Source organism: Streptomyces soli (genome assembly GCF_003999195.1).
In the GTDB taxonomy this organism is placed as follows: Bacteria; Actinomycetota; Actinomycetes; order Streptomycetales; family Streptomycetaceae; genus Actinacidiphila; species Actinacidiphila soli.
The window spans coordinates 1-21,761 of the sequence record NZ_RJVR01000116.1 but is presented as its reverse complement, the minus strand read 5'-3'; the positions used below and the strand labels follow the sequence as shown (position 1 = coordinate 21,761).

Annotated in this window: 22 protein-coding genes; 8 read left to right on the top strand and 14 right to left on the bottom strand. The window is 70.0% G+C overall.

The window, feature by feature from the left end:
* Nucleotides 1-313 precede the first annotated feature (313 nt).
* Nucleotides 314-595 carry a DUF7848 domain-containing protein gene (locus EFK10_RS09875; RefSeq protein ID WP_127355354.1) on the bottom strand — a complete coding sequence of 94 codons (282 nt, stop codon included), beginning with the start codon at nt 593-595 and terminating at the stop codon, nt 314-316.
* Between the two features lie 419 nt (nt 596-1,014).
* Nucleotides 1,015-2,199, bottom strand: coding sequence for a helix-turn-helix domain-containing protein (locus tag EFK10_RS09865; RefSeq protein ID WP_127355353.1), 1,185 nt, complete (start codon nt 2,197-2,199; stop codon nt 1,015-1,017).
* A 130-nt stretch (nt 2,200-2,329) separates the two neighbouring features.
* Between EFK10_RS09865 and EFK10_RS09860 the strand changes: the two genes are divergently transcribed.
* Nucleotides 2,330-2,872: a flavoprotein gene (locus EFK10_RS09860; RefSeq protein ID WP_127355352.1), complete on the top strand. Its 543-nt coding sequence runs from the start codon at nt 2,330-2,332 to the stop codon at nt 2,870-2,872.
* 4 nt (nt 2,873-2,876) lie between these two features.
* Here the strand turns inward: EFK10_RS09860 and EFK10_RS09855 are convergent, their stop codons facing one another.
* The 3 genes from EFK10_RS09855 to msrA all read right to left on the bottom strand — a co-directional run bounded on the left by EFK10_RS09855 (nt 2,877) and on the right by msrA (nt 4,514).
* Entirely contained in the window at nt 2,877-3,323 is a 447-nt protein-coding gene (locus EFK10_RS09855) for a hypothetical protein (protein ID WP_127355351.1), read from the bottom strand.
* A gap of 72 nt (nt 3,324-3,395) precedes the next feature.
* A complete protein-coding gene (locus EFK10_RS09850) occupies nt 3,396-3,848 on the bottom strand; it encodes a hypothetical protein (RefSeq protein ID WP_127355350.1) in 453 nt (150 codons plus the stop codon).
* 6 nt (nt 3,849-3,854) lie between these two features.
* Nucleotides 3,855-4,514 carry a peptide-methionine (S)-S-oxide reductase MsrA gene (gene msrA / locus EFK10_RS09845; RefSeq protein ID WP_127355349.1) on the bottom strand — a complete coding sequence of 220 codons (660 nt, stop codon included), beginning with the start codon at nt 4,512-4,514 and terminating at the stop codon, nt 3,855-3,857.
* A gap of 155 nt (nt 4,515-4,669) precedes the next feature.
* Between msrA and EFK10_RS09840 the strand changes: the two genes are divergently transcribed.
* Nucleotides 4,670-5,833, top strand: coding sequence for a cystathionine gamma-synthase (locus tag EFK10_RS09840; RefSeq protein ID WP_127355348.1), 1,164 nt, complete (start codon nt 4,670-4,672; stop codon nt 5,831-5,833).
* An 18-nt stretch (nt 5,834-5,851) separates the two neighbouring features.
* On the opposite strand, the gene EFK10_RS09835 is transcribed toward EFK10_RS09840, so the two are convergent.
* The 6 genes from EFK10_RS09835 to EFK10_RS09810 all read right to left on the bottom strand — a co-directional run bounded on the left by EFK10_RS09835 (nt 5,852) and on the right by EFK10_RS09810 (nt 10,588).
* Nucleotides 5,852-6,091 carry a hypothetical protein gene (locus tag EFK10_RS09835; protein ID WP_127355347.1) on the bottom strand — a complete coding sequence of 80 codons (240 nt, stop codon included), beginning with the start codon at nt 6,089-6,091 and terminating at the stop codon, nt 5,852-5,854.
* 95 nt (nt 6,092-6,186) lie between these two features.
* Nucleotides 6,187-7,080 (bottom strand): carbohydrate ABC transporter permease, encoded by an 894-nt coding sequence (locus EFK10_RS09830; RefSeq protein ID WP_127355346.1) that lies wholly within the window; start codon nt 7,078-7,080, stop codon nt 6,187-6,189.
* A complete protein-coding gene (locus tag EFK10_RS09825) occupies nt 7,077-8,090 on the bottom strand; it encodes a carbohydrate ABC transporter permease (protein WP_127355345.1) in 1,014 nt (337 codons plus the stop codon). The genes EFK10_RS09830 and EFK10_RS09825 overlap by 4 nt, the downstream gene beginning before the upstream one ends.
* Nucleotides 8,090-9,397: an ABC transporter substrate-binding protein gene (locus EFK10_RS09820; protein ID WP_127355344.1), complete on the bottom strand. Its 1,308-nt coding sequence runs from the start codon at nt 9,395-9,397 to the stop codon at nt 8,090-8,092. The genes EFK10_RS09825 and EFK10_RS09820 overlap by 1 nt, the downstream gene beginning before the upstream one ends.
* Before the next feature lie 191 nt (nt 9,398-9,588).
* Nucleotides 9,589-10,053 (bottom strand): sigma factor-like helix-turn-helix DNA-binding protein, encoded by a 465-nt coding sequence (locus tag EFK10_RS09815; RefSeq protein WP_127355343.1) that lies wholly within the window; start codon nt 10,051-10,053, stop codon nt 9,589-9,591.
* 40 nt (nt 10,054-10,093) lie between these two features.
* Nucleotides 10,094-10,588, bottom strand: a complete 495-nt coding sequence (locus tag EFK10_RS09810; RefSeq protein WP_127355342.1) for a MarR family winged helix-turn-helix transcriptional regulator — start codon at nt 10,586-10,588, stop codon at nt 10,094-10,096.
* Nucleotides 10,589-10,786: 198 nt separating this feature from the next.
* On the opposite strand from EFK10_RS09810, the gene ilvA reads away from it, so the two are divergent.
* From ilvA to EFK10_RS09795, 3 genes are all read left to right on the top strand, one after another.
* Nucleotides 10,787-12,031 carry a threonine ammonia-lyase gene (gene ilvA, locus EFK10_RS09805; protein WP_127355341.1) on the top strand — a complete coding sequence of 415 codons (1,245 nt, stop codon included), beginning with the start codon at nt 10,787-10,789 and terminating at the stop codon, nt 12,029-12,031.
* 408 nt (nt 12,032-12,439) lie between these two features.
* The gene (locus EFK10_RS09800) at nt 12,440-13,399 is read left to right on the top strand and encodes an ATP-binding cassette domain-containing protein (RefSeq protein WP_127355340.1); all 960 of its coding nucleotides are present in this window, start codon (nt 12,440-12,442) and stop codon (nt 13,397-13,399) included.
* Nucleotides 13,396-14,244 carry an ABC transporter permease gene (locus EFK10_RS09795; RefSeq protein ID WP_127355339.1) on the top strand — a complete coding sequence of 283 codons (849 nt, stop codon included), beginning with the start codon at nt 13,396-13,398 and terminating at the stop codon, nt 14,242-14,244. Before EFK10_RS09800 ends, EFK10_RS09795 begins: the two co-directional genes overlap by 4 nt.
* 76 nt (nt 14,245-14,320) lie before the next feature.
* Here EFK10_RS09795 and greA read toward each other — a convergent pair whose 3' ends face one another.
* Entirely contained in the window at nt 14,321-14,818 is a 498-nt protein-coding gene (gene greA, locus EFK10_RS09790) for a transcription elongation factor GreA (protein WP_127355338.1), read from the bottom strand.
* A 139-nt stretch (nt 14,819-14,957) separates the two neighbouring features.
* On the bottom strand, nt 14,958-15,362 hold the full coding sequence (locus tag EFK10_RS09785; RefSeq protein ID WP_127355337.1) for a DUF4307 domain-containing protein: 405 nt from the start codon (nt 15,360-15,362) through the stop codon (nt 14,958-14,960).
* A gap of 98 nt (nt 15,363-15,460) precedes the next feature.
* On the opposite strand from EFK10_RS09785, the gene mca reads away from it, so the two are divergent.
* The gene (mca, locus tag EFK10_RS09780) at nt 15,461-16,336 is read left to right on the top strand and encodes a mycothiol conjugate amidase Mca (RefSeq protein WP_127355336.1); all 876 of its coding nucleotides are present in this window, start codon (nt 15,461-15,463) and stop codon (nt 16,334-16,336) included.
* A 12-nt stretch (nt 16,337-16,348) separates the two neighbouring features.
* Nucleotides 16,349-16,636: a hypothetical protein gene (locus EFK10_RS09775; RefSeq protein ID WP_240677112.1), complete on the top strand. Its 288-nt coding sequence runs from the start codon at nt 16,349-16,351 to the stop codon at nt 16,634-16,636.
* 7 nt (nt 16,637-16,643) lie between these two features.
* On the opposite strand, the gene EFK10_RS09770 is transcribed toward EFK10_RS09775, so the two are convergent.
* Nucleotides 16,644-19,793, bottom strand: a complete 3,150-nt coding sequence (locus EFK10_RS09770) for a tetratricopeptide repeat protein (RefSeq protein WP_240677111.1) — start codon at nt 19,791-19,793, stop codon at nt 16,644-16,646.
* Between the two features lie 80 nt (nt 19,794-19,873).
* On the opposite strand from EFK10_RS09770, the gene EFK10_RS09765 reads away from it, so the two are divergent.
* Nucleotides 19,874-21,761 (top strand): thioredoxin domain-containing protein (locus EFK10_RS09765; RefSeq protein ID WP_164835909.1); only part of this gene is annotated, 1,888 nt, incomplete at its 3' end.

Below are 21,761 nucleotides of genomic sequence, written 5' to 3'. Positions count from 1 at the left end.
TCCACCTGACTCCCATGGAGCCAGACTGATCACTTGATCACGGAAGGGGTCACTTTTCATCGACCGAAAGGGGGTCACGGTTCACGGAACGACGACAGAGGAGGTCATCACCGGCCGACCAACGCTTCAGGCGGCTCGCCCGTCACCGTCCGTCCTCTCACCGAGCAGGCGGCCCATGGCCCGTGCCGTCGAGACCGACCACCGCAGCCGTACCACGCCGCAGCCTTGCGCATCTGTGTCTGCCCGTGCAGATGTGTCCCCGTCGACCAGGCTGCCCAGAGCACGACGATGTCGACACAGAACAGGCGTTGCCTCATGCCAGTGGCTCGCTGCTCTCGTGCTCCTTGTACGGATTTCCGGGCGCCGGTGCCGTACGCCAGTAGCTCTCCGTCTTGAGCTTGAATAGGCGGTGCGACGGATTGGATCCCGTGTGCTTGAGCGCCCATAACTCGACTTCGAGCCGGTCATCGTCCGCCGGATCGGATTCCTCGTGGTACGTCATGCATTCCACGATGAAGATCGCTTCCGGAGCGCCCTCGCCGCCACCGGTACGAAGCGCCCAGTCAGCGGACTTGATGATCACGCGCGTGGTCACAACCTGCCCCTCCGGCTTCGCCGGTTCGCCTCGGCGACACGGGGGCTCAGTGCCTCGCTTGCGCTGACAGGCTCGACGTCCTCCGGCCGCGCCTGCCACTCGGTACCGCCACCGGGCGGACGGAGATAGAGGCAGGTGGGCTCCTGATCCATCACGCGGCCCAGGCGGTCCAGGGCCGTGTCCCACACCATCGTGCCTACGTGCGGAAGGTCGATCCCCTCATCGTCGCAGGCGCTATGTGTTGTCAGGGGGACCGCGCCGGCTGTTCTGTTCTGGCCGCTGCTGTTTACGTTCGAATTCATGTCTTTCTACCTCTGGTCCCGTCATCGCTGAACCGGTGCCGTATTCAGCTTGGCGACGTGACAAGCGCCCAACTTTCACAGTTCAGTGAAAAGCCGGGCGGTGAGGAGGCGAAAGCTCTACAAGCCCACCCAGGCGGCCAGATGGTCGAGGGTGTCGGGCGTACGCCGGGACAGGTGGATCAGGCCCCTGATGGTCTCCCGTGCCCCGGAGTGGTACCGGGTCTGCTGTGGAGCGAGGCGACGAGCGGTGATCAGCGATTTCAACGCCGCCTCGGAACGCCCGGTCTCCGTCTGGGCGCGTGCCGTGTCCACGTGGAAATGTGCCGCGCGCGAAAGAGCCCATTCCTTGGGAATCTGCACGTGCGCCGCGCTCCGCAGTGCCTCGCCATATGCGCGCATCTCGACGTGGGCGGAGACCGCGTGCACGGCGACGTTGGTCGGCCCGAAGGACAGCCAGTGCACGTCGATCGCCTCTCCGACGCGGTCCGCGTAGGAGGAAGCCTCAGCTAGGTGCGTCCGCACCGCATCCGCGTCCTGCGCGCGGGCGGCCAGGACCGTGGTGCCCAGGTGAAGTTGACCGGCGACCGCCAGGGACTCCCGGGTCTCCGGAGCCCGCTCGATGAGTGAGTGCCCGGAGCCCACGAGGCGCTTGCCGATCGTGTACTCGCCCTCCCGGAAGTACACCAGCGCCCGCATGTACTGGCGGACAGCCGAGATCAGCGGATCGGACGCGCGATCCGCCGCCCAATCCATACGGTCGAGGGCCACTGTGGACAGGTCGTAGTACCCCAGCTTGACCGCAAGGTCGTGGGCCGTCCGGTACGTGCTCGACAGCGCCGCCCACAACTCCGTCGAAGGTGCGAGGTAGACAGCCGTGGTGATCTCCGCCATGACCTCCGGCAGATTCACCGCCGCGTCATACAGCTTCGTGGCGCGCACCTGCTGGCACAGCCGCTCGGCGGCAGCGATGAGTTGGGGTGCGGGTCGTGTCCGCAGATCGGGGTCCACGCCCAAGTCGTACAGGTCCAGGGCCTCGCGGATGGGCCGGATCAGTTCGGTGAGCCGGTCCTCCTGGAGTTCGGTCACGTACGGCTGACCAGTCAGCGCGGTCACGTCGATGGACAGGGCTTGGGCGATGGTCGCCACCAGGTCGGGACTGGCTGGCTTGTGTCCCGACTCCACCTGTGTCAGCAAGCTGTACGAGTACGGAATCCGCTGGGCCAACCCGCGCTGGGTCAGGCCGGCGCGCTTCCGGTGATGCGCGATCCGGTTACCGGTGTGCTCTTCATCGGGGAACTGCATGCGGACTCCGTTCCAGGGCTCGCTACCCGAAACGGTACCCGTCACCCCACGACGAGGAACGGTGAACCGGCAGTGACGACCGGGCGCTGCGGAGTTGCACGCGATGCACGGGGCGGGATGGACTGCCGACATGACGACCAGACGTGTCCTGTATCTGTTGGGAAGCGCAGCCCCGCCCGTCCTCAACGTGGCGACCGTTATCAGGCAGGCGCAGGCCGCAGGGTGGGATGTGTGCCTCGGACTCACCCCCACGGCAGCGCGATGGCTCGACGACGAGTTGCCCGCCCTGGCTGACCTCACCGGACATCCGGTGCGCAGCCAGTACAAGATGCCGAAGGACCCCGATGTGTGGCCGCCGGCTGACGTGGCAGTCGTGGCACCTGCCACGTTCAACACCATCAATCACTGGGCCCTGGGACTTACCGGCAACTTCATCGTGGGATTCGCCGCAGAGGCCATCGGCAAAGGCATCGCGCTCGTGACGATGCCGTGCGTCAACGCGGCGTATGCCCAGCACCCCCAGTTCGATCGGAGCGTCGAGACGCTGCGCGCCTTGGGCGTACGGGTCCTGTACGGCCCCGGCGGATTCGTACCGAACGAGCCGGGTCAAGGTCGCTCGGACTCCTACCCGTGGCACCTGGCACTCGCTGCCGCCGACAGGGAAGCGCCTTGACGAGTCAGCGAACGACTACGCCCGGGACAAGGGCAACCAGCCCAGACACGAAGCTGCCGACGCCTGCCAGCGTGACGATGGTTGCCTTCCCGTCGGAGAACAGGCCCGCGCAGAACTCGCGAAACTGACGACGGAAGATGAGCAGCCTCAGCTTCTGCCAGCGGTGCTGCCGAATGTGACAGCCCAGGAGAAGGCCGGATGCGTTGTTGCGGCAACCGTCCTCACACCCGCGCACCGGAGCACCGCACGTCACGGGTGCTTGGAAGAAGCACCACGCGGCCGTGAGCGCCGAGAGCACGATCACCACGGCTGGCCCGGCGGCCGAGTTCACCCATGCTGCTATCAACAGAAAGCCGGCCAGAACGCCCCACCACTGACCCAGGCCGCCGAACGCTTTTCTCCTTGCCCCGAAGTCGCCATGGGGGGTTTGCAACTCGGGAGCCGCAGTCATGCAGGCTGACCCTCACAGTGGCTCGATCGCTGCGCAAGCAGGCCGGTTCCTCATGGAACCGGGGCCCTCCGCTCAGTCGCCGTCGGTCGGTGCCAGGGCGAGAAGGTCTTCATGGAGTGCGTTGAGCGGGCGGTGTGTGGGTGTGCCGTCGGTGGCTGTTTCTACGAGGACCCAGCCCGGCAGTTCCTTGCGGAGGTCGGGCTGGAGATCATCGCTGTCGGGGTCGGCCAGCCGGTACAGCACGTTGAAGGTGGTCTCGCGGGCGATCAGGCGGGCGATCTTGCTCAGGTTCTGCGGGGTGACGCCGAGTTCCAGGGCACGGTCGACGGCGGTGCCCTCTGCGCCTGCGTTCTCGCCGAGGGCACCGATGGAGTTCCAGGCTCGGATGTCCTGCGCCAGTGCCCGTAGAAGCCGGTACCGGGCGAGCTGAGGGATATCCTCCTCAGCTTCCGAGTCCGCCCAGACCTGTGGGTCGTCGGCGCCGAGGGCCGCCAGCAGCCGGGTCAGCTTTCCCCTGTCGGCCACCCTGGTTCAGCCGTCGGTCTTCGCGACGCCGATCGGGCAGGACTGGCCGGTGCCGCCGATGCCGCAGTAGCCGTTGGGGTTCTTGTCTAGGTACTGCTGGTGGTAGGGCTCGGCGTAGTAGAAGGGGCCGGCCGGGAGGATCTCGGTGGTGATGTCGCCGTAGCCGGCGCGGGTGAGGACGGGCTGGTAGGCGGCGCGGGAGGAGTCGGCGGCGGAGGCCTGGGCGGGGGAGTGGGTGTAGATGGCGGAGCGGTACTGGGTGCCGGTGTCGTTGCCCTGGCGGAAGCCCTGGGTGGGGTTGTGGGCCTCCCAGAAGACCTTGAGGAGCTGGTCGTAGGTGACGAGGGCGGGGTCGTAGACGACGCGGACGGCCTCGGTGTGGCCGGTGAGGCCGGAGCAGACCTCGTCGTACGTCGGGTTCGGGCTGTGGCCGCCCTGGTAGCCGACGAGGGTGGTCCAGACGCCTGGGGTCTGCCAGAAGATGCGCTCGGCGCCCCAGAAGCAGCCCAGGCCGAAGTCGGCGATCTCCAAGCCGGCGGGGTAAGGGCCGGCGAGGGGGTTGCCGAGGACGGTGTGGCGGGCGGCGAGGGGGAATTCGGGGGTGGCACGACCCGGGAGGGCCTCCTCGGCGGAGGGGAGGCGCGACTTGTGGCGGTCGAAGAGCATGCGGTGGCTCCAATTCCGGGGCGGCTCTAACGGTCCTAGTCTTCAAACGTACGAGAGGTGCCTTGGCATTCCGAGTGCTTCCGGAACGTGAACACACCTGACCGCCCCACCCGCCGGTCGGGCCATCGCGCCGCGCGGCGACTACCCTCGGCGGCATGACCGACAGCCACCAGCAGCAGCACCAGAACTTCGAGACCCTCGCCATTCACGCGGGGCAGGCCGCGGACGCGCAGACCGGCGCCGTCGTGACGCCGATCTACCAGGTCTCCACGTACAAGCAGGACGGGGTCGGCGGGCTGCGCGGCGGCTACGAGTACAGCCGTTCCGCGAACCCGACCCGCACCGCGCTGGAGGAGAACCTCGCCGCGCTGGAGGGCGGCCGGCGGGGCCTCGCCTTCGCGTCCGGCCTCGCGGCCGAGGACTGCCTGCTGCGTACGGTCCTGGTCCCCGGCGATCACGTGGTGATCCCGAACGACGCGTACGGTGGCACCTTCCGGCTCTTCGCCAAGGTCGCCGAGCGGTGGGGCGTGCAGTGGTCCGTGGCCGACACGTCCGACCCGACGGCGGTACGGGAGCAGATCCGGCCGAACACCAAGGTGATCTGGGTCGAGACGCCCAGCAACCCGCTGCTCGGGATCACCGACATCGCGGTGATCGCGGACATCGCCCGGCACGCGGGCGCCAAGCTCGTCGTCGACAACACCTTCGCCAGCCCCTACCTGCAGCAGCCGCTCGCGCTGGGCGCGGACGTCGTCGTGCACTCCACGACCAAGTACATGGGCGGCCACTCCGACGTGGTCGGCGGCGCGCTCATCGCGGCGGACGCGGGCCTCGGGGAGGAGCTGGCCTTCCACCAGAACGCCATGGGCGCGGTGGCCGGGCCCTTCGACGCCTGGCTGGTGATGCGCGGCATCAAGACGCTCGCCGTCCGCATGGACCGGCACAGCGAGAACGCCACCAAGGTCGCCGAGATGCTGCGGTCCCACCCCAAGGTGGCGCAGGTGCTCTACCCGGGGCTGCCCGAGCACGCCGGGTACGACATCGCCGTCAAGCAGATGAAGGCCTTCGGCGGCATGGTCTCCTTCCGGATCCAGGGCGGCGAAGAGGCGGCGGTCGAGGTCTGCAACCGGGCGAAGCTCTTCACGCTCGGCGAGTCGCTCGGCGGCGTCGAGTCCCTCATCGAGCACCCCGGCCGCATGACCCACGCCTCCGCTGCGGGCTCCGCGCTGGAGGTCCCGTCCGACCTGGTCCGGCTTTCGGTCGGCATCGAGTCGGCGGACGACCTCCTGGCCGACCTGCGGCAGGCGCTCGGGGCGTAGCACCGGAAGCCCCCGGCTTCACCAGTTCGTGGTCGTCGGCGTCGTGTCGAGCGGGGCCGGTGTCGGCCACCACAGGGCGAGCAGGACGATCGCGGTGACCACGGCGGCGAGGAGCAGCAGCCAGAGGACGAGGTGGGTCCTGCGGCGGCGGCGCAGGACACGCCGCCCCCGGTCGGCTGCGCGGGCGGGGAGGTCCGCGGCGACGACCGGGTGCGGCGTGTCGAGCAGGCGGCGGACCTGCTCCTCCTTGCGGTCCATGGGGCCATGGGACGGCACCGTGGACCGCGGGTCAAGAGTCCCGTCAGGGTCGCGGCTCCCGTTCACACGCGGCGGCGGGACCGGTGATCGGGGCGTCAGCCCTTGCTCGCGCCCAGGGTCAGCCCGCTGACGAACTGGCGCTGGAGCGCGAAGTAGACGACGAGGGTGGGAATGGCGGTCAGCAGCGCTCCGGCGGCGACCAGGTTGGGATCGGTGAAGTACTGCCCGGAGAGGTTCTTCAACGCCGAGGTGATCGGCATGTTCTCGCCCGTCGAGATGAGGACGACGGCCCAGAAGAAGTCGTTGTAGATCCAGATGGACAGCAGGGTGGCCAGGGCCGCCATCGCGGGCTTGCACAGCGGCAGCACGATCTGCCAGTACAGGCGCCATACCGAGGCGCCGTCGACCAGCGCCGCTTCGGTCAGCTCGTGCGGCAGCGAGCGCATGTAGTTGCTCAGTACGAAGGCGCAGAAGCCGGACTGGAAGGCCACGTGGATGAGGACGAGGCCGAGCGCGGAGTCGTACAACTTGCCGGAGGCGGTGATGCCGGGCAGGTTCACCAGCAGGTAGAGCCGGTAGAGCGGGGTGATGATGACCTGCTGGGGGAGCAGGTTGCCGGCGGTGAAGACCAGAAGCAGCGACAGGTTGATCCGGAAGTCGAAGCGGCTGACGTAGAAGGCGACGCAGGACGACAGGAACAGCGTCAGCAGGACCGCCGGGACGGCGATCACGAGCGTGTTCATGAAGTAGTGCGTCATCCCGGACTGGGTGAAGGCGTTGGTGAAGTTGGCGAAGCTCAGCTTGTCGGGCCAGGAGACGTAGCCCTTGTCACTGGTCTCCGCGTACGGCCGCAGTGCGGCGTACAACGCCCAGAGCAGGGGCGCGAGCCAGGCGAGGGCGGCACCGGCCAGGAACAGATGCAGGGCCAGCCTGGCGGGGCGGACGCGCTGCCGGGGAGGCCGGGAGGCGGTGATCGTCGTGGCGCTCATGCCCGCCGCTCCTTCCGGAAGGTGCTGATCAGATAGGGGATGATCACGCCGAGCGAGATGAGCAGCAGGACGACCGCGATGGCGGAGCCGTAACCGATGCGGCTGGACTCGCCGATGATGTTGTTGGTGACCAGGATCGACAGCAGTTCGGTGCCCTGCGTTCCGCCGTTGAAGACGAAGACCAGGTCGAAGGCGCGCAGCGACTCGATGATCGTGACCACCAGGACGATGGTGTTGATCGGCTTGAGGACCGGGAAGATGACGTTCTTGAACGTCTGCCACTCGTTGGCGCCGTCCAGCGCGGAGGCCTCGCGCAGCGAGGGGTCGACGCCTTTCAGCCCGGCGAGGTAAAGGATCATCATGTAGCCGGTGTGCCGCCAGCAGGCGGCGACCAGGACGGCCCAGAGGTTCAGATTCGGGTCGCCGATCCAGTCGATGTAGTGGCCGGGCCTGTTGGCGCCGATGAGGCTGTTGATGAGGCCGGTGTCGGGGTTGTAGACGAGCTGCCAGACGAATCCGATGACCGCGAACGAGACCACCACGGGGAGGAAGAAGGCGGTCTGGTAGATCCGGCTGAAGCGGATCTTCTTGTCCAGCTGCACGGCCAGGAACAGGCCCAGGGGGGTGGGGATCAGCAGCAGCACGACCAGCCAGATCGCGTTGTGCTGGACCGCCGGCCAGAACTGCGGGTTCTCGGTGAACAGCTGGCGGAAGTTCTCCAGCCCGACCCACTTGATGGAGCTGAAGCCGATGCCGTCCCAGCTGGTGAAGGCCAGCGCGATCGAGGCCAGCGCGGTGAGCCAGACCAGCGCGACGTGCAGGATCGTCGGCACCCCGGCCATGAGGGTCAGAGTGATCCGGTCGCGGCGGGTGAGCAGGCGCCGGTGCCCCCGGGGGATACGGCGCCGGGCAGGGGAGGCGGTTGTTCCGGGGGTGCCCGGAGGTGGCGCGGCGGCCGCCTCCGGGGTGCTGGGGATTCCGGACCCGGTTCCGGTGATCGGAGCGGTCATCAGGAGGCGAAGATCGTCTTCTTCTGGCGCTCGATCGAGGACAGCAGGCTGTCGATGCCCTTGGGGTTGCGGACGAAGTTCTGCAGGGCGGGCTGCATCACGGTCGAGGTGAAGTCCGGGCGGCTGTCGCGGTCCATGAACTGGGTGAGGTGCTTGGCCGCCGCGATCGTGTCGTAGCCCTTCTTCTGGAGGGCGGTGTACGCGGAGGTGTCGGCCTTGGTCGAGGCGGCGACGACGCTCGGGTCGCCCTTGAGGTAGGTCTCCTCGGCCGCGGGCGTGCCCAGGAACTCCAGCAGCTTGACCGAACCAGCGTGGTTCTTGGGCTTCTTGCTCAGCATGTAGCCGTCGGTGGGGGCCTCGACGGTGTCCTGGCCGTACGTGGGGTCGATCTCGGGGAAGACGAAGAAGTCGAGGTCGGCCAGGTCCTCGGCCTTGGTGAACTGCTGGGCGACGAACATGCCTAGCAGGTACATGCCAGCCTTCTTGGCGACCAGGCCCTGCGCCGCGTCCTGCCAGGTGCGGCCGACGGCGCCGTCCTGGTGGTAGGGGAGGATCTCGGCCCAGTTGTCGAAGGTGGCGCGGGTCTTCTTGTCGGTCCAGGACGCCTTGCCCTGCATCAGCGACATGTGGAAGTCGTAGCCGTTGGTACGGCAGTTGATCTGGTCGAAGGTGCCCATCGCGGGCCACTGGTCCTTGTCGCCGAAGGCGATCGGCACCAGGTTGTCCTTCTTCATCTGCTTGCACAGCGCGAGGAACTGCGACCAGGTGGTCGGCACCGAGTAGCTGTGCGCCTTGAAGACGCTCTTGCGGTAGAAGATCGCCCAGGGGTACGTGTACAGCGGCACGAAGTAGTACTTGCCGTCCTCGCCCTTGCTGAGGTCCTGCATGGCGCTGGGGAAGTTGCCCTTGATGGACGACCAGACATCGTCGATCGGGGTGGCCAGGCCCTTGGACGCGAAGAACTGCATCCGGTAGCCCGCGAACCAGGTGAACACGTCGTCAGGCGTGCCCTGGAGGTAGGAGTTGATCTGCTCCTGGAAGGTGTTGTGGTCCTTGGTGTTGACGTTCACGGTTATCCCGGAGGACTTCGTGAACGCCTTGTAGACGTCGGCGAACGCCTTCTTCGGCACGGCGTCCGAGGAGTTGGAGCCGAGGCTGACGGTCTTGGGGTCGGACGAGCCGGAGCTGCCGGCGCAGGCGCTCAGCAGGGGGATGCCTGCGCCGAGGGCCGCGGCGCCGCCGAGGCCGCGCAGGATCGTGCGGCGGCTCGGGCCTGGGACGGACAGACCTGACGGTGTGAGGTGCATATCGGCTCCTGAGCTCATCGGCTGCCATATACGACACTTCGGGGGAACACCCGAAGCGATCACAAATCAACGTGACCGAACAGGCGTTGAGCAATGAGAGCCGTATGTCCTGTCATGCGTCAAGGGTTTCGTTTGACTTTGTGGAAACGTAATCGGCACAACGGAAGGGGGTTTCCGTTAACGGCCCGGTGTTAGGGCGCCGCCGTGACAGAGGAAGGGGCGGCCGGCGGCGCCGGCGGCCGGCTGCGGAGGGCGGCCATGGCCCGGAGGCACAGCGCCCGTACCCGGTCGGCAGGCAGTCCCAGCTGGGCCGCAGCCTGCTCCTCGGCCACACCCTCGTAGAGCCGCAGCACCACGATGAGCCGCTCCTGCGGGGTGAGCCGGGCCAGTACGCCCCGGCCGGTGCGGCGCCAGTGGGGGCGGTGGGCGTAGCGGCGGAAGACCTCGGCGCGTGTGTAGGCGTAGGGGTCCTCGCCGCGTAGGCGGTACCAGTTCGCGTACGTACGCGTCAGGGCCGCGCACAGCAGGGCGTCGGCGTCGGCGGGGTCACCGGTGAGGAGGACGGCGGCATGCAGCAGCCGGCCCGCCGCGCCGGCCGCGAAGGCCTCGAACTCGGCGCCGCGCAGGCGTTCCGCTGTCGCCCGACGCTGTCCCACAGCGCCATGGGACGGCAGCGGAAGCCCCTGGGTCAAGAGGTCAGGAGGAGGTGTGCTCCTCCGGCTGGGTGACGGCCGAGTGGTAGTCCGAAAGGGCGATGTTGAAGCGGCCCAGAAGCTCGCAGAAGGTCTCGCGCTCCCCCTCCGTCCAGCCCTCCGTGACGACGGCCATCAGTTGCTGGCGGGAGGCCCGTACCTCGTCCAGGCGCGCGCGCCCGCGCGGGGAGAGCGCCAGCACCACTGCGCGCCCGTCCTCGGGGTGCGAGGTGCGCTTGACGAGCCCGGAGTCGACCAGCGGTGCGACCTGGCGGGTCACGGTGGAGGAGTCGATCCCCATGCCCTCGGCGAGCGCCTTGACACCCATCGGGCCTTCGTTGTCGAGGCGGTTGAGCAGCAGATAGGCGGCCCGGTCCATGGAGTTGCGGGCCTTGCCCACCCCACCCAGGCGGGTCTGCTCCGCGCGCCGGGCGAAGAGCGCCACTTGGTGCTGCAGGCGCTCGAAGAGGTCGATCGTTGTCTCCGATGGAATGGGCATGGCCGGAAGCTCGCGTTCTGTCGGTCCTGCGGAGGTTGGGAGAAGAGTACGCGGAGAGAATGCGAGCCGGACCCCACCGGGGAAAAGAAGGCCGGCCATGTGGGCCGTGCGGTTGTGGTGGGTGTTGTGCGGGGGCGTGGCCGGGCGTTTTCGCCGTGCGTTTCAGGCCACTGCGGCGGGACTGACAGACTGGGCCCCATGGAAAGCCCTGTGGCGGCGGTCCCGTCGTTCCCCTCGCACCCGATCACGCTCGACGATATCCGTGGCGCGCACAAGATGCTCTCCGGCGTCGCCCGGGTGACCCCCATGGAGGGCAGCCGCTTCCTCTCCTCGCTCATCGGCGCCCCGGTGCACTTCAAGTGCGAGAACCTGCAGCGCACGGGCTCCTTCAAGGTACGCGGTGCCTACGTGCGGATCGCCGCGCTCAGCCCCGAGGAGCGCGCGGCCGGCGTCGTCGCCGCCAGCGCCGGCAACCACGCGCAGGGTGTGGCGCTGGCCGCCTCGCTGCTGGGTGTGCGGTCCACCGTCTTCATGCCGGTCGGCGCGCCGCTGCCCAAGATCGCGGCGACCCGTGACTACGGGGCGGAGGTGCGGCTGCACGGCAACGTGGTCGACGAATCGCTGCGCGCGGCCCAGGCGTACGCGGAGGAGACGGGCGCCGTCTTCATCCACCCCTTCGACCACCCCGACATCATCGCCGGTCAGGGCACGGTCGGCCTGGAGATCCTGGAGCAGTGCCCCGAGGTCCGTACGGTCGTCGTCGGCATCGGCGGCGGCGGGCTGGCCGCCGGAGTCGCGCTCGCGGTCAAGGCCCTGCGGCCCGACGTACGGGTGGTGGGCGTGCAGGCGGCCGGCGCGGCCGCGTATCCGCCCTCGCTGGCGGCCGGGCGGCCCGTGCAGCTCGACGGCGTCGCGACGATGGCCGACGGCATCATGGTCGGACGGCCGGGCGATGTGCCGTTCGCGATCATCCGCGACGCGGTGGACGAAGTCCTTACGGTCTCCGAGGACAACCTCTCCCGCGCGCTGCTGCTCTGCCTGGAGCGGGCCAAGCTCGTCGTCGAACCCGCCGGCGCCAGCCCTGTCGCGGCGCTCCTCTCCCGGCCCGAGGCCTTCGCCGGGCACGGCCCCGTCGTCGCAGTTCTGTCCGGCGGCAACGTCGACCCCCTCCTGATGCAGCGCATCCTCCGCCACGGCATGGCCGCCGCCGGCCGCTACCTCTCCCTCCGCCTCCGCCTCACCGACCGCCCCGGCGCGCTCGCCGCCCTCCTCGACGTCCTCTCCCAGAACGACGCCAACGTCATCGACATCGCCCACGTCCGCACGGACCCACGCCTGGGGCTCACCGAAGCCGAAGTCGAGCTCCAGCTCGAAACCAAGGGCCCCGAACACTGCGAGGCCGTCGCCTCCGCCCTGCGCGCGTCCGGCTACGTCATCCTCTGACCCCACCCTCCGGGTTGGGGGAGGCTGGCCCAACCGGCCCGCACCCGGCGACGGGCGCGCGCCACGACGGTGGGTGGCCGGGGATGCGTTGGCGGCCTGAGGCCCGTGGCCGGGTTGTGCCCACCCTCCCCCAGCCTGGCGGCTGGGGGGGATCCCCACCTCGCTTCGCTCGCCACGCAGAACGCCTGCCCACAACCCGAGCGGCACCGTGCCATGCCCCGTTGCGGGGTCCGGGGCGCAGCCCCGGGAAAAGGGGACCGGGGGCACTGTCAGTGGCCCGTGGCACGGTAGGCGGGGATGGCGACGCGGGCGCGCGGACAAAAACGGTTGACGCGATATATCGCGTCTGCCATGCTCGACCGCGCTGCGTCGGTATATAGGACGTAAACCCTGGACGGGAGACACCGCATGACAGGCGCCATCTACGCCGAAGGCCTGGTGAAGACCTTCGGAGACGTACGCGCACTGGACGGAGTGGACTTGGACGTGCCGGAAGGCACCGTGCTGGGGCTGCTCGGTCCGAACGGGGCGGGGAAGACGACGGCGGTGAGGGTGCTGACGACGCTGTTGAGGCCGGACAGCGGCAAGGCAGTCGTGGCCGGCGTGGACGTGCTGCGGCACCCGAACGAGGTGCGGCGGCTGATCGGGCTGTCCGGGCAGTTCGCGGCCGTGGACGAGTACCTGACCGGCCGGGAGAACCTGCAGATGGTCGGCCAGCTCTACCAGATGAGCGGCAGGGACGCGAAGGTCCGGGCGGGGGAGCTGCTCGACCAGTTCAACCTCGCGGACGCCGCCGACCGGCCGGCCAAGACGTACTCGGGCGGCATGCGTCGGCGCCTGGACCTGGCGGCGGCGCTGGTGGTCAGGCCGCCCGTGATGTTTATGGACGAGCCGACGACCGGCCTGGACCCGCGCAACCGCCTCGGGCTGTGGGACGTGATCCAGGATCTCGTGGCGGGCGGTACGACACTGCTGCTCACCACGCAGTACCTGGAGGAGGCGGACCGCCTCGCGCACGACATCTGCGTGATCGACCACGGAAAGGTCATCGCGCGCGGGACCTCGGACCAGCTGAAGGCCCGGACGGGCGGCGAGCGCGTCGAGGTCGTCGTGCACGAGCGCGAGCGCCTCACGGAGGCCACCGAGGTGCTGCGGGGCTTCGGGAAGGGCGAGACCAAGGTCGAGGACCACATGCGGCAGATCACCGTCCCGGTGACGGGCGGGGCGAAGCTGCTCGCCGAGGTGATCCGCGAACTGGACTCACGCGGTATTGAGATCGACGACATCGGGCTGCGCCGCCCGACCCTGGACGACGTGTTCATCTCGCTGACGGGTCACGTCGCGGAACTGAAGGAGGACGCCGTATGACGGCCGTCAGCGCAACCCCCACGGCGACACCACAGCCGCGCAACGCGGTCATCCGGTCCGCCCGTGACTCGCTTGTCGTCGCCAAGCGCAATCTGATCCGCATGATGCGCATTCCCGAAGTGGTCATCTTCGGGCTGGTCCAGCCGATCATGTTCGTGGTGCTGTTCAGCTATGTCTTCGGCGGCTCGATGAAGGTTGGCGGCACCACCGATCCCGGCGTGTACCGCGAATTCCTGATGGCCGGCATCTTCGCGCAGACCGTCACCTTCGCCACGGCGGGCGCGGGCGCCGGCATCGCCGACGACATGCACAAGGGCCTTGTCGATCGCTTCCGGTCGCTGCCGATGGCGCGCGGCGCGGTGCTTACCGGCCGCACCCTGGCCGACCTGGTGCAGACGACGCTCACCGTGATCGTCCTGGCCATCGTCGCCCTGATCGTCGGCTGGCGGGTGCACGAGGGCATCCCGAAGGCGTTGGGCGGCTTCGCCCTGCTGCTTCTGCTCGGTTACGCGTTCTCGTGGATCGGCGCGCTGATCGGGCTGACGGTCCGCACGCCGGAGGCGGCCACCTCGGGCGGGCTGATCTGGCTGTTCCCGTTGACGTTCATCTCGAACGCCTTCGTGGACTCCAGCCAGATGACCCCCTGGCTGCGGCATCTGGCGGACTGGAATCCGTTCAGCGCGACCGTGCAGGCCTGCCGTCAGCTCTTCGGGAACCCGGGAGTGTCGCAGTCGCCTGCCTGGCCGATGCAGCACCCCGTGTGGGCCTCGCTGATCTGGTCGATCGTGATCATCGTGGTCTTCCGGACGCTGGCGGTCCGCAAGTACCGTCACGCGACTTCCTGAGCCGACGTCCCGAGCAGGGTGGGTGCCCCGGCCGAATGGTGGCCGGGGCACCCTTCTGTCTGCTGTCTCAGAAGGCTCAGGCCTGGTACGGCTTGACCGCGAGGATCTTCACCGAGGCCTTCTTGCCGTTCGGCAGTTCGTACTCCGCGTCGTCGCCGACCTTCTTGCCGTTCACCCCGGATCCCAGCGGGGACTGCGGCGAATAGGTGTCCAGGTCGGAGGACACGTACTCGCGCGAGCCCAGCAGGAAGACCAGGGTGTCGTCGGGGTCGCCGTCGAAGGCGATGGTGACGACCGTGCCCGGCGCGACCACGCCGTTGTCGGCGGGGGCCTCGCCCACCTTGGCGTGCTCGAGAATCTGGTTCAGCTGGCGAATCCGGAGCTCCAGTTTGCCCTGGTCCTCGCGTGCCGCGTGATAGCCGGCGTTCTCCTTGAGATCGCCTTCCTGGCGGGCTTCCTCGATCTTGGCGACGATCTCGGCGCGTGCGGGACCAGACAGATGCTCCAGCTCGGCCCTGAGCTGGTCGTACGCCGCCTGGGTCAGCCAGGTGACGCTGTCGCTGGTCTGGGTCACAGGTGCTCCTCGTCGGTACTCGGGTTACTTGTTGCCTGCTGATTTACAAATGAACGCCCTACCCAAAAGATGCGTCTTCGCGGGAGGGCGAAACCACCAGCTTAACAATTTCCGCCCACAAGGGGCGAGAGTGAATGGCTCAGCCGGTCTGACAGCCAAGGAGCTCGGCGCTTGTACCGCGAGCAGTGGTGCGGATCGTGACCACGGTGTCGATACGGCTGCTGTGCTGGGTCAGCCGCACATCCCGGCGGCCCACCTCGGTCCCGTCCTCCGCGACCGAACGCAGCGTGCACACGGCCGTGACGCCGCTGTCCTTGCGGACCTCGAGATGCGTGTCGACGGCGTGGTCGGAGACCACCTGGAACGTGATGACCTCGGCGCTGACCGTCGTACCGGCGACCGTGGTCCACCCGTACCAGCCGATCAGGACCAGCGCGACCGCCGCGAGCACAAAGCCCACCCGCCGGAGCGTACGGTCGGCCTGTGCGTCGGAGCGGCCGCTGCCGTAACGCCCCTCCGGCAGCTCTTCGCGCACGGCGGTCATAGTCGGATCCTCCTGGGAGCGGGCCCTCGGGATTAAACGGCCCCTCGTTTCGGTCACTATAGAAGCCGCGTCCGTGACCGATGACAGAGGATCCAGCCTTGACCGAGCAGCTGCGACTGATGGCCGTCCACGCCCACCCCGACGACGAGTCGAGCAAGGGCGCGGCGACCATGGCGAAGTACGTGTCCGAAGGGGTGGACGTCCTGGTCGCCACCTGCACGGGCGGTGAGCGAGGCTCCGTGCTCAACCCCAAGCTCCAGGGCGACCCCTACATCGAGGAGCACATCCACGAGGTCCGGGCCAGGGAGATGGACGAGGCCCGCGGGATCCTGGGCGTCGAGCAGGCGTGGCTCGGCTACGTCGACTCCGGCCTCCCCGAGGGCGACCCGCTGCCCCCGCTCCCGGAGGGCTGCTTCGCGCTCCAGGACGTGGACGAGGCGGCCGGCACCCTGGTCAAGCTCATCCGCGAGTTCCGCCCGCACGTGATCACCACGTACGACGAGAACGGCGGCTACCCGCACCCCGACCACATCATGACCCACAAGATCTCCATGGTCGCTTTCGACGCCGCCGGCGACCCCGAGCGCTACCCCGAGGCCGGCGAGCCTTGGACGCCGCTCAAGCTCTACTACAACCAGGGCTTCAACCGGCAGCGCACCGTGGCGCTCCACGAGGCGCTGCTGGAGCGCGGCCTGGAGTCCCCGTACGGAGAGTGGCTGGAGCGCTGGAAGAGCTTCGACCGCCCGGAGCGGTCGATCACCACGCATGTGCCGTGCGCCGACTTCTTCGAGATCCGCGACAAGGCGCTGCTCGCCCACGCCACGCAGATCGACCCGGACGGCGCGTGGTTCCACGTCCCCATGGACATCCAGAAGAAGGTCTGGCCGACCGAGGATTATGAGCTGGCGCAGTCCCGCGTGGACACCTCGCTGCCTGAGGACGACCTCTTCGCGGGCGTCCGCGAGGCCGGGTAGACAATGGGTCCCGTGAACCACACTTTCGGCACGGCCGCCGCCCAGCTTGTCCCTCTCGCGGACGTCAACGAGAACAAGGTGACGCCCGGTCTCCTTGGCTTCGTCATCTTCGCGCTGATCGGCCTGGCGCTGTGGTGGCTGATGAAGAACATGGCCAAGCAGTTCAAGAAGATCGACTTCGAGGAGGAGCCGGAGGCGTCGGAGGCGTCGTCGACCGACACCGCCGACACCGCCGACACCGCCGACACCACCGGCTCCGCGTCGGCGAAGGTCGGCGGCGGCGCCGCCAAGGGCGACTAGGCCTGCCCTAGCGGCTGTCCCGTACGGTCCCGGCCGACGGCACCGACAGGACCATCCTGGCGCCGCGTGACGGGACCATGCCCAGCTCCCAGGCGCGCCAGGGGGTTTCGGGCGCGATGCCGCGTTCCAGCAGCAGGGCGAAGGCGTCGGCGTACTCCTCCAGGTCCAGGTCGCGGCCCTCGTACGAGTCGGCCAGGAGCGCGGCGAGTTCGGCGGCGGCCCGGGCCGCGCCCTGCTCGGACAGGAGCGGGCGCAGCGTGCACTGCAGGAAGCGCGCCCAGTCGAGGCCGCGCCGGTCGCCGATGAGGGCGAAGAGGCGTTCGGCGTCCTCGACGAGGGCCAGGGCGTCGGGGACGCGGTCGTTGCCGGCGTCGATGACGGCGAGCTCGACGCAGGACCAGCCCTCGCCGTGGGGGACGCGGATACGGCGGAAGTCCTGGCGGGCGTCCTGGAGGAGCTGGCGGGCGAAACCGCTGTTGCGCAGGTTGCCGGTGCGCGCGGCCCGCTGGTCGCGGGTGACGCGCGCGGAGTGGTGGCGGGCGCAGGCCAGGCCGTAGACGTCCCGCATGCGGCTGAACATGGTGCGGGCCCGCTCCAGGGCGCGCAGGGCGGCGTCCCGGTCGCCGCTCTCCTCCAGGGCGTGGCCGAGGTAGTACAGCGACCAGGCCTCGCCCCGGGCGTCCTCGCAGGCACGGTGGCGTACGAGGGCGTCGCCGAGCTGCTCGGCGGCGGCCTGCGGGGCGCCCCGCAGCAGCTGGGCGCGGGCGAGCTGGGTGGTGGTCCAGGCCTGGCCGCGGCGGTCGCGGGTGGCGGCGTAGAACCCGTCGGCGGCCCGCAGCTCCTGCTCGCCGCGCTGTACGTCGCCGGTGCGCAGGTGCAGCTGGCCGAGCTGGAGGTGGGCCCAGGCCTGGCCGAGCACGCTGTCGCTCTCGCGGTGCAGGACGAGGGCGTCGTCGAGCAGCGCCCGGGCCTCCGCCAGCCGGCCCGCGTCGCGCAGGACGGCGCCGAGCGCGTGCAGGGTCCAGGCGCGGTCGGGCCGCTGGTCGTCGTCGGTCTGCAGCTCCAGGGCCTCGCGGAGCTTGTCCTCGGCCTCGGGGAGGCTGCCCTGCTGCTGGAGCGTGATGCCGAGGCTGCACAGCGCGCGGGCCGCGCCCGCCAGATGCTGCGCCTCGAAGTACAGATTGACCACCGACGCCAGGGTCGAGCGCGCCTTGTCCAGATCGCCGAGCTGCCGGGCCGCGATGCCGGTACGCAACTGCACGGACCGGATCAGCAGGCCCTGCTCCTCGTCGCGGACCGCCTGGTGCCGCTGCGCCAGCTCGCTGATCTCGCCGAGCCGGTAGAGGTCGCCGCGCAGCAGGCAGTAGTCGCACAGGGCGCTGAGCAGATGCTGTACGGCGGCCTGGTCGACGTCCTCGGAGTGCCGCAGGGCGGCGGTGATGAAGCTCGACTCCTCGTCCAGCCAGCGCAGGGCGAGGTCGAGCGAGTCGAAGCCGTGCGAGCCGAAGCGGTTGCCCCGGGGTGAGGTCCTGCCGTCCACCAGGCGGATGACGGAGCCGGCGAGTTCGGCGTAGCTGCGGATCAGGCGTTCGTGGGCGGCGGCGCGCTCGGCGGGCTCCTCCTCGTCGTGCAGCCGCTCGTGCGCGAAGCGCCGTACGAGGTCGTGCAGCCGGTAGCGACTGCCGCGTACATGGGTGAGCAGCCCCGCGTCGGCGAGGTCCCGGAGGCGGCGGTCGGCCTCCTGCGCGTCGGTGGCCAGCAGCGCGGCTGCTGCGGCCCCGCCCAGGCTCGCCCGGCCGGCGAGGGCCAGCCGGCGCAGGAGGCGGCGGGAGGCCTCGGGCTGGTCGTGGTAGCGCAGCGCCAGCGCCCGGTCGACGGGATCCTGCTGACCGTAGGCACCCAGGTCGGCGGCGAGTTGGCCGGCCGAGCGGCGCCCGAGCGAGGATCCGGCGACCCGCAGAGCGAGCGGCAGCCCGCCGCAGAGCGTACGGATGTCCTCGGCGTGCCCGGCGTCGAGCGAGCCGGGTTCGGTGGCCGGGCCGGAAAGCGCGGACAGCAGTTCGTACGAGGCGTCGGCGTCCAGCGGCTCGACGGCGAGGCTGCGCACCCGCGCGCCCGGGACGGACAGGTCCACCGGCTCGGCGGTCGTGACCAGTACGAGGCTGTCGGAGTGCAGGGGGACGAGGGCGCGGATCAGCTCGGGGTCGGCCGCGTCGTTGAGGACGATGATGACGGGCACCCCGGTGAGGTGCTTCTGGTACTGCTCGCCGAGCCGCCGCAGGTGCTGCTCGTGCGAAGGCTGTTCGCGGAAGAGCAACTGCTCCCGAGGCGCGCCGAAGCGGTTCAGCAGGTGCAGCAGCGCGTCCCGGACAGGCAGCGGCGGCTCGCCCGGCGCGGCCCCGCGTACGTCCACGACACAACCGCCGCGGAACTGGTCGCGTAACTGCTGCGCGGCGTGCAGCGCGAGCGCCGAGCGGCCCGATCCGCCCTGCCCGTGCAGAAGGACGACCACCGGCGCCGTCTCGGGGGCGACCCGCGCCTGCTGCACCCACTGGGAGATCTGCCGCAGTTGCTCCCTGCGGCCGGTGAACGGCGCGTCCACGTCCGGGAGATGGCCGAAGGACTGCTCCAGCAGACTGCGGGCCCGGGCCGCCGCGCTGCGGTCCGTACGGCGTGGCGCGGGCACCGCCTTCCGGGGCGCCGCGGGCGCCTCCGGAGCCGCCCGGTGCCGCTCCAGGAACGGCCGCACCCCGCGCCGCTCCACCGCCGCCAGCCACCGCTCCCGCGCCTCCTGGACCCCGCCCCCAGCGGTCGCCCTCAGCGCCGTAGCGGCCCCGGCCCCCACCACGGCCACCGCCGCCGCGGTGCCCGCGGCCGTCCCCGCCGACGTACCGAACCCCAGATCCGCCGCGAACGCCGCCACCGCCCCCGCCGCGGTCACCACCACCGGCCCGATCCCCTGGCCCCGTCCCCGCTCCCGTCCCTGCTCCCGCCCCGCCAGCGCCGCCGCATACGCCGCGTACTCCTCCGACGCCGCCCCCGCGATCTCCTGCAGCGCCCCTCGCGCCCGCTCCAGCAGCGGCCCGGCCTCCACGGTCCGCTCCAGCAGCCGCCCGACCTCGGCGCGGTGCGCCGGCGGCAATTGCGTTGTCGTCAAGATGCGTCCCTCTCAGTCACCCGCTCCTCAGTGTCCTGCCGTAACCCTCACAAGGCGACACCGTGTGTGAGGCTGGGGACATGGCCAATCGACTCAGCGGTTCCACCTCCCCGTACCTCCTCCAGCACGCCGACAATCCCGTGGACTGGTGGCCCTGGAGTGACGAGGCCTTCGAGCAGGCGCGGGAGCGCGGGGTGCCGGTGCTGCTGAGCGTGGGGTACTCGAGTTGTCACTGGTGTCATGTGATGGCGCACGAGTCCTTCGAGGACGAGGACATCGCCGGGTATCTCAATGAGCACTTCGTGCCGGTGAAGGTCGACCGGGAGGAGCGGCCGGACGTCGACGCCGTGTACATGGAGGCGGTGCAGGCGGCCACCGGCCAGGGTGGGTGGCCGATGACCGTCTTCCTGACGTCCGATGCCGAGCCGTTCTACTTCGGTACGTACTTCCCGCCGGCGCCCCGGCACGGGATGCCCGGCTTCCGGCAGGTGCTGGAGGGCGTGGTGGCCGCGTGGCGGGACCGGCGGGAGGAGGTCGGTGAGGTCGCGGCGCGGATCGTGAAGGACCTGGGCGGCCGGAGCATGGCGTACGAGGGGGTGGCGCCGCCGGGGGAGTCGGAGCTGGCGGCGGCGCTGCTGGGGCTGACGCGGGAGTACGACTCGGTGCGCGGGGGGTTCGGCGGGGCGCCGAAGTTCCCGCCGTCGATGGTGCTGGAGTTCCTGCTGCGGCACCATGCGCGGACCGGGGCGGAGGGCGCGCTGCAGATGGCGGCCGACACCTGTGAGGCGATGGCCCGGGGCGGGATCTACGACCAGCTCGCGGGCGGCTTCGCGCGCTACTCGGTGGACCGGGAGTGGGTGGTCCCGCACTTCGAGAAGATGCTGTACGACAATGCGCTGCTGTGCCGCGTGTACGCGCACCTGTGGCGGTCCACCGGCTCCGATCTGGCCCGCCGGGTCGCCCTGGAGACCGCCGACTTCATGGTGCGGGAGCTGCGTACGGCGCAGGGCGGCTTCGCCTCAGCGCTCGATGCGGACAGCGACAAACAAGAAGGGGCGCGCGAAGCGCATCCTTGGAAGGGTGGCGGTGGGCGACAGGTGGGAGGCACGCACGCCGAAGGCGCCTTCTACGTGTGGACGCCCGCCGAACTGCGCGAGGTGCTCGGCGAGGAGGACGCGGCGCTGGCCGCCGAGTACTTCGGGGTGACCGACGAGGGCACCTTCGAGGAGGGCGCGTCGGTGCTGCAACTGCCCAAGGACGCAGGGCTGGTGGACGCGGCCCGGATCGCCTCCGTACGGGAGCGGCTGCTCGCGGCGAGGGAGACCTGGCCGCGCCCCGGTCGGGACGACAAGGTGGTCGCCGCCTGGAACGGGCTGGCCGTCGCCGCGCTCGCGGAGACCGGCGCCTACTTCGAGCGGCCCGACCTGGTGGCCGCCGCGGTGGACGCCGCCGACCTGCTGGTCCGGGTCCACATGGACGAGCACGGGCGGCTCGCCCGGACCTCGCGGGACGGCGCGAGCGGCGGCCACGCAGGCGTCCTGGAGGATTACGGCGACGTGGCCGAGGGCTTCCTCGCGCTGGGCGCGGTCACCGGGGAGGGCGTGTGGCTGGACTTCGCCGGGCTGCTGCTCGACTCCGTACTGCGGCACTTCGTGGGCGAGGACGGCACGCTGTACGACACCGCCGACGACGCGGAGACCCTGATCCGGCGCCCCCAGGACCCGACCGACAATGCGGCGCCCTCCGGGTGGACGGCGGCGGCCGGGGCCCTGCTGTCGTACGCCGCCTACACGGGCTCCGGTACGCACCGCGAGGCGGCCGAGCGGGCGTTGGGCGTGGTGGGCGCGCTGGCCGGGCGCGTGCCGCGGTTCATCGGCTGGGGGCTGGCAGTGGCGGAGGCGGCCCTGGACGGCCCCCGGGAGGTCGCGGTGGTCGGCCCCGCCGCGGACCCGGGCACCGCCGCCCTGC

Bases quoted from the DNA above. Each gene is read 5' to 3' on its own strand.
- EFK10_RS09855 (WP_127355351.1), bottom strand. From the start codon at position 3,323: ATGACTGCGGCTCCCGAGTTGCAAACCCCCCATGGCGACTTCGGGGCA.
- EFK10_RS09840 (WP_127355348.1), top strand. From the start codon at position 4,670: ATGACCGACAGCCACCAGCAGCAGCACCAGAACTTCGAGACCCTCGCC.
- EFK10_RS09835 (WP_127355347.1), bottom strand. From the start codon at position 6,091: ATGGACCGCAAGGAGGAGCAGGTCCGCCGCCTGCTCGACACGCCGCAC.
- EFK10_RS09795 (WP_127355339.1), top strand. From the start codon at position 13,396: ATGACGGCCGTCAGCGCAACCCCCACGGCGACACCACAGCCGCGCAAC.
- EFK10_RS09820 (WP_127355344.1), bottom strand. From the start codon at position 9,397: ATGCACCTCACACCGTCAGGTCTGTCCGTCCCAGGCCCGAGCCGCCGC.
- EFK10_RS09825 (WP_127355345.1), bottom strand. From the start codon at position 8,090: ATGACCGCTCCGATCACCGGAACCGGGTCCGGAATCCCCAGCACCCCG.
- EFK10_RS09800 (WP_127355340.1), top strand. From the start codon at position 12,440: ATGACAGGCGCCATCTACGCCGAAGGCCTGGTGAAGACCTTCGGAGAC.
- EFK10_RS09810 (WP_127355342.1), bottom strand. From the start codon at position 10,588: ATGCCCATTCCATCGGAGACAACGATCGACCTCTTCGAGCGCCTGCAG.
- ilvA (WP_127355341.1), top strand. From the start codon at position 10,787: ATGGAAAGCCCTGTGGCGGCGGTCCCGTCGTTCCCCTCGCACCCGATC.
- EFK10_RS09785 (WP_127355337.1), bottom strand. From the start codon at position 15,362: ATGACCGCCGTGCGCGAAGAGCTGCCGGAGGGGCGTTACGGCAGCGGC.
- EFK10_RS09865 (WP_127355353.1), bottom strand. From the start codon at position 2,199: ATGCAGTTCCCCGATGAAGAGCACACCGGTAACCGGATCGCGCATCAC.
- EFK10_RS09860 (WP_127355352.1), top strand. From the start codon at position 2,330: ATGACGACCAGACGTGTCCTGTATCTGTTGGGAAGCGCAGCCCCGCCC.
- EFK10_RS09830 (WP_127355346.1), bottom strand. From the start codon at position 7,080: ATGAGCGCCACGACGATCACCGCCTCCCGGCCTCCCCGGCAGCGCGTC.
- msrA (WP_127355349.1), bottom strand. From the start codon at position 4,514: ATGCTCTTCGACCGCCACAAGTCGCGCCTCCCCTCCGCCGAGGAGGCC.